Raw genomic sequence first — 6,252 nt, 5'->3', positions numbered from 1 at the left:
GCGCTTGCCGCGGCCCGTCCAAGTCTCGGGACCGTCCGGATTCTGGAACTTCGGAGCACCGGCGTTCACCACCTTCGGCTTGGCGATGTTGCCGTTCTTGTCAAAGTTCAGATCAGACGCGGTGAAACCGAACATGCCGATCAGTTCGATGCACTCCTGACGGGTCTTTTCGCGGATGTTTTCCCAGTCGGCATTGAGGGCCGACTGCTTTTCCTGGTGTTCCCGAACCTGCTTGAGGATTTCTTCGATAGCCATTGTCTTGTGGTCTCGTAGCTGTGGGCAAAAGATTGTTGTCCGACATATTACCGCGTCCCGGAACCCTCCGCGCCCCCGTTTTGTCCCCACCTCCGGGCCTCCAAAACGACGAAAACACGCCAAAACGCGCCGTTTTCGCGAACTCATTGAAATCTCTGAATTTACGATGGTTTGCCTAATTTATAGGCAGCTCCATCGCCTTAATGTATGACATTAAATGGATGAAAACCTGGCGTCGACGGGCGATTTATGGTCGTTGAAAAATAGTCCTGCAAGGACCATTGAATTCCAGTAGTGTATAATCAATGGCATAGAGAGGAGATCCAAAATGATCAATCGCAATGAAATTCTGAAAATGGATGGCATCGAATACCGAGTTGTCCAAATATTTGGAGATACGGCTCATCTCATCCAAATGAATGGACAGTCAGTGGAGCTGATCAAATGCCTGGCTTCTGGACTATCAAAAGGCGTGAGAGCAGGTCGAATTACGGTTGAGCTCGATGAGTGGGCGGATGTGGAGATCAGACCGGTTTCGGATGAGTTGGTGAAGAAGGCGGAGGCCGACTACAAGTTGATTGAACTTATCGTGGAGAATCCGCTCCTCTATACGGATGGCGGCCGCAAGCGCCTGGTTTCCGCCGTATCGCGTGGAGACGCTCAGCTCGAACGCCGGATCAATCTGATTCTCGGCACCTACTGGCGCAGAGGCCAAGTGCTGCAGTCCCTTGTTCCGGCCTACGGTGGGGCTACAGGCCCCGTATCCAGGGGCCGCAAGCGCGGGCGTCGTGCGGCCGACGGGAATGATCCCGGAGTGGATCTGAGTCCTGAGGTGCTCGATGCGATGAATGAAGGCTGCCGCCGGTATCTGATGGGTGAGGGGAAGCTTCCGCTGCGCAAGGCTTATGAAGCCTTTGTGGAGGACTACCGCAATGGACGTCTGGTTGAGAAGCGGGCTGATGTTGTTGAGTCAAATGAATCGCCATTCAATGAATGCGGAAAAACGAGTGAAGTGAATGAAGAGATGAATGAGAGTAGAGGGCAAGAAGAAATTGCAGTGCCGACATTCAATCAGTTTTATTACTTCTACCGCTCTCGTTATGGATCCTTGAAGAAGCGCAATGAGTGACGATGCGGTGATGAATGGCGGAATGCGACTGTTTGATTCAGACACCAACTAAGAATTGGGTCTGTCGAGTTTGAAATGTATATCCATTTACACAAAACGAATTGCAACGCACGACTGCGAAGCCAAAAACGAATTCCAACTTCACAAATAGCAAGCAGCTTAGTAAGGTTCATGCAGGATGGATTATTACGCCATATAATTGCAGTTATCGTGCATAACGGCGGTTTGAGGCGGGCCTGCTGCTCGTATCAGGGATAACCCTTACTTTTCAGGCAAAAAGGACCTTTTTGGAGGTGAAATCGTGCAGACGCATTTTGAGGGCGTTTCAAAAGGCCAAAACGCATTGGCGCTCGTAGATGGCGATCAAAATTCGCCTCTCAATGTGCCCGTTCAAGAGGGTGGGGAAGCGGTCAATGCCGCCGTTGCCTACCTGGCGGAGCTCCAGTCCGAGGATTCCCGGCGGGCAGTGAAGTCGCGACTCAACGTGGCGGCCCGCTGGCTCGGGTTTCCCGACGCATCGGTCTGCGCCTGGGAGAAGCTTCGCTTCGTCCACGTCGTCGCCTTCATGCATGAACTCTCCGACAAACGTGGTTTGGCCGCTGTTTCCGCCAACGCCTATCTCTCCGCACTGAAGGGCGTTGCCGAAACCGCCTGGCGCCTCCGACAAATCGATTTATTGACATACAGCGAAATCAAGGCCGTGAAGCAGCTTCGGGTTCACAGGGAACCTGCCGGCAGATCGCTCACGGGCGATGAATCGAAGAAGCTTCTCGCGGCAGCGGAAGCGGAAACGGGTACCCGATCCGTTCGGGACCAGGCGGTGCTCGCGCTTCTGCTCGGCTGCGGGCTGCGCAGGGCGGAGGTGACGACGCTCCGTGCTGAGCACCTCCGTTTGGGAGAAGGTGTTCTTCGGGTGATCGGCAAGGGGAACAAGGAGCGGCGGGTGTTTCTCACGCCCGAAGTTTCCGAGAAGGTCGCCGCCTGGCTGATGATCCGGGGGACTCAGGAGGGTTGGCTTTTCGGACGCCTCTCGAAGTCGGGACGTCTCAACAATGCTCAGCCCTTGGATCCGGCTTCGATCGGCCGGATCGTCGGTCGGGCGATGGAGGCTTCCGGGATCGAGGCCATCACGACGCACGACCTGCGGCGCACTTTCGCGACCCGGCTGCTTTCGAAGAACGTCGACATCGTTGCCGTGAAGAACCTCATGGGGCATGCCAACGTGACCACCACCGCCAAGTACGACCGCCGCAGCGAGGATGCGCTCCAACGCGCCGCCCAGATGGCGGAGCTCTGACGGTCGTGAGGCCGGGCGAGGACAGACTTCAGTTCAGCGCGAAATCCTGCGCAGATAGTCGTCCAACATCGGCACGGAGAATGCTAGCTCCCCGTATTGAGGCGAATGGATTACGCCCTTCTTGATGAGTCGGGCGATAATGGAAGAAAGAGCCGTCGATCTGCAGTTCATCGACTTCGCAATGTCTGCTGTTCGAATGGAAGGCCGCTCAATTAGAGCCATGTGAATCAGGAATTCCTTTTCCTTCGGGGTTGGCCGCTCCATTCTCAAGCGGAAGAATCCCGCATCGAGACTCGCGACGGCCAAAAGGGCGGCCTTCTTGGCGACTGCCGGCGTAATGATTGATTCGCTGCTCCCGGCGAACACCCGCCAGGCAAAATGGCCCCAAGTCTGGATGAAGAACGGGTAGCCTCGCGCAGCGTCGATGATGAACGATGCCGCTGCGGCATCATAGGCGACGCCCTGTGCGATCGCCGGATTTTCCAAGGATTCCAGAGCACTTTCTCGATCCAATGCTCTGATTTCGACGAAACGGAAGAGCCGCTCGGCATAGGCCTTGGCTTGCACCGCGCAGGCGATTACTGAGGGTAGCCCCGCGCCGATCATGATGACCGGGAGGGATCTTTGACCGGCTTGATGAAGAGCGCTCAGAAGTGCGCTGAGATCCTCCTTTGAGAGGAACTGTACCTCATCTGCGAAAATGATGACCGCCGTCCTGGCGTCGCGCGCAAGCTCGCCGATTCGACAGAGCAATTGAGTCAAGTCAAGAACGAAATTGCCGCTGTCTGCCACTCCGGGAGTATTTGGAACGTCGAGAGATACTTCGACGTCAGGGCATTTGGTCCGAATGGAGTCGACGAAGCTTCTGAGTGCACCCAGCGCGCTGTCGATTTTGTTTTTGGCTGATTCGCGAAAAGAGAGATGGATCAGGAGCCCTTTGAGTGCCGGGACGAGCAGGGCTGCGAGCGAAGCCGTGCGGTTGATTTCGATCGGGAGAGGGAGCGCGCCGAACGCCGAAGCATCATCCTGGAGTTTCCTGAGCAGCACGGTTTTGCCTGCACCGTGCAGGCCATAGAACATCACGCTCTGCGAGGGACTGCCGTGGAGGGTTTGAGCGATGGCCTGTCGAGCTGCGTCTAGCGCAGCTTTTCGGCCTGCGAAGAAGGCAGGGATCTGGCCGGCGCCTGGCCGGTAGGGGTTGCTATGAAAAAGTGTTGGGACCTCCATTGGAAGCTCTCCTTGATAATAAGCAAATAAACCCAAAGGTTCCGATAGAGCACAACGCCGCTGACATGTTGAATTGCTATTGCGCTGCCTTCTTGGACGTGATTGTCCGATCCGGCAGCGTGAGGCATTCAATGCAACCCCCCAGGCTGCTCTATGGTACCAATATGCGGAGAGCCCAGTATCGTCCCGTGCTCTGCGGCAGGCTGCGCTAGAATTGGACATCAAATTATCCAAAAGACCTAAAAACCGATGAATCCGGATAATATGTTGTCCGAAGACTATGCCCAGACACGCGGTCTCCTGACGCTGTGGACGCCGGGCGACGTGCAGGTGCAGCTGAGCGAGCACCTTCGCAAGATGAGAAAGGACCGCAAGCTTTCGCGACGGAAGCTCGCGGAGATGTCGGGCGTCCCGGAGCCGACGATCAAGCGCTTCGAGACGACCGGACAGATTTCCCTGCGGCAGTTCCTGCTTCTTTGGGGGCGGCTCGACCAGTTGGACGACCTCCGGCGGTTTCTCATGGAGGAGAAGCCCAAGGCTCCCAAGTCGCTCCTTGACTTCTTTGAGAAAGAGGAAAAAGGCTGATGGAAAACGTCCGAAAGCTTCTGGTCTACAGGACATTGCAGAGCGGCGGGAAGACGCTTGCCGGAAGGCTCGTCGAGATGGACCAAGGGCTTTTCTTTGAATGGGATGCCGCCTACCGACGCAACTTCCCGAATGGCAGCCTGTCTCCGTTCCGTGTGCCCTACGTTGAAGGGCCGCAGCGCGGGCCGCAGCGTCCAAACCAAGGTCTGCACGGTTTCCTCGCGGACAGCCTGCCCGATGGTTGGGGTCTTCTTTTGATGGACCGCGCGTTTCAAGAGCATGGAGTCCTGTCGACCCAGGTTGGGCCGTTGGACCGACTGGCCTTCATTGGAGAACGGGCGGTCGGCGCCCTCTCTTTCAGGCCGGAGCATCCGGCGGCGGCAGAGCATGCTTCATCCGGTCCGGCGGACTTTTGCGCTCTCGGCGAGGCGGCAGTCCGCGTATTCGAGGATGAGACGGACGTCGTTCTGCCGCAGCTTCTGGAATCGGGGACTTCGGGTGGTTCTCGACCCAAGGCGACGCTTTGGTTCTCCGAAGACTTCTCTGCGGCGTCGACGGCGGAGAAGCCGGGATGGTCGCCGTGGCTGGTGAAGTTCACGTCGCGCTTTCTGCCCTTGGGCCATGAGGAAGGCATATGGGAGGCGGCCGCTTTGGAATCTGCCCAGGCGGCAGGCATCCAGACCGTCGAGTGGCGGCTCTTTGAAGGACCGCGCAGAGGAGCCAAGTCGAGGATGCATTGGTTCGGCGTCGGGCGATTCGACAGAACACCCAAAGGTCGAACGCACTTTGCATCGGTCGCAGGGCTCCTCGACGTAGACTTCCGCATGCCTTCTCTGGACTATGCAGACTTGGTGCGCGTCACGGCGGCACTGACCCGCTCCCGCAACGATGTCCTTGAGATTCTGCGCCGGGCCGTCTTCAACTTCATGATCGGCAACGCAGACGACCATGCGAAGAACTTCGGCTTTCTTCTGTCCGACGACGGCGTCTGGAGGCTTTCGCCCGCCTTCGACATAACCTTCTCACCGGGCCAATACGGCGAGCATGCAACCAGCTTTGGCGGAGGCGGCCGCACGATCTCGCGCAGTTCCTTCGAAAGAATGGCCGCAGCCGCAAGTCTGACGACGGGCGAGCTTCGACGCCTCGCTGAGGAAGCGGCCTCAGCGGCGGAAGGCTTCGCCGACCGCGGGGCGAAGTTGGGCGCCTCGAAGACGAGCGTCGTGAAAATCAACAAGACGGTCAAGGAGCTCATCAAGACCAACCTTCAAGCCGTCCGCTGAGAAAGGTGAACCGCATTGTGCAGCCTCAAGGGCCGCAGATGAGGGCGGTCGGCTTCATTCTCACGTTCGGGAAGGAAATGCCGCAGCGCTGCTCCGGCTCAGGAGCCGTCGACCGGGTGGATCGATCTGTCCCCGTCGAGTGACGCTTTTGTCGAGGGCATGGCACAATGGGTCAACCACCTCGGGATGGAGAGGGTGTCGCTTCAGCCGACATGCTTTCGAGACGACGTATTCAAGCTCGTGAACAAGCAGAACCGGCGGCTGCAATCTTCCCGTGCGCTCTTCTACGCTTGAGCCGCAGAGCGTACGCTCTTGGAGGAAGCCCTCTGGAGACTCACGTATGGACCGGACAAATGACCTGCGCAGCTGGCGCATCTGCCAGGAGGGCGCGGTCGGCATGGTCCACTACTTCTGACACACCGTCGGATCGTCTGGGCACCTTTGAGCCGACGCTCGTGCCGAAACGCTCGCGCACGATG

Annotated in this window: 6 protein-coding genes; 4 read left to right on the top strand and 2 right to left on the bottom strand. The window is 57.6% G+C overall.

The window, feature by feature from the left end; genetic code table 11:
• Positions 1 to 255 (bottom strand): H-NS family nucleoid-associated regulatory protein (locus ACT6Y9_RS07845; protein ID WP_443744123.1); only part of this gene is annotated, 255 nt, incomplete at its 3' end.
• A 328-nt stretch (positions 256 to 583) separates the two neighbouring features.
• On the opposite strand from ACT6Y9_RS07845, the gene ACT6Y9_RS07840 reads away from it, so the two are divergent.
• Together ACT6Y9_RS07840 and ACT6Y9_RS07835 are read left to right on the top strand one after the other, a co-directional pair.
• Entirely contained in the window at positions 584 to 1,384 is an 801-nt protein-coding gene (locus ACT6Y9_RS07840; protein ID WP_443744122.1) for a hypothetical protein, read from the top strand.
• Positions 1,385 to 1,685: 301 nt separating this feature from the next.
• Positions 1,686 to 2,681 (top strand): tyrosine-type recombinase/integrase, encoded by a 996-nt coding sequence (locus ACT6Y9_RS07835; RefSeq protein ID WP_443744121.1) that lies wholly within the window; start codon positions 1,686 to 1,688, stop codon positions 2,679 to 2,681.
• A 33-nt stretch (positions 2,682 to 2,714) separates the two neighbouring features.
• On the opposite strand, the gene ACT6Y9_RS07830 is transcribed toward ACT6Y9_RS07835, so the two are convergent.
• A complete protein-coding gene (locus ACT6Y9_RS07830; RefSeq protein WP_443744120.1) occupies positions 2,715 to 3,908 on the bottom strand; it encodes an AAA family ATPase in 1,194 nt (397 codons plus the stop codon).
• 267 nt (positions 3,909 to 4,175) lie between these two features.
• Here ACT6Y9_RS07830 and ACT6Y9_RS07825 point away from each other — a divergent pair, with 267 nt between their 5' ends.
• Both ACT6Y9_RS07825 and ACT6Y9_RS07820 read left to right on the top strand, forming a co-directional pair.
• Positions 4,176 to 4,493 (top strand): helix-turn-helix domain-containing protein, encoded by a 318-nt coding sequence (locus ACT6Y9_RS07825; RefSeq protein WP_443744119.1) that lies wholly within the window; start codon positions 4,176 to 4,178, stop codon positions 4,491 to 4,493.
• Positions 4,493 to 5,773 (top strand): type II toxin-antitoxin system HipA family toxin, encoded by a 1,281-nt coding sequence (locus tag ACT6Y9_RS07820; protein ID WP_443744118.1) that lies wholly within the window; start codon positions 4,493 to 4,495, stop codon positions 5,771 to 5,773. The genes ACT6Y9_RS07825 and ACT6Y9_RS07820 overlap by 1 nt, the downstream gene beginning before the upstream one ends.
• Positions 5,774 to 6,252: the final 479 nt, after the last annotated feature.

The sequence above is a fragment of the Sutterella sp. genome, from assembly GCF_052272535.1.
GTDB lineage: Bacteria > Pseudomonadota > Gammaproteobacteria > Burkholderiales > Burkholderiaceae_F > Sutterella.
This window is presented reverse-complemented; position numbering and strand designations above follow the sequence as displayed.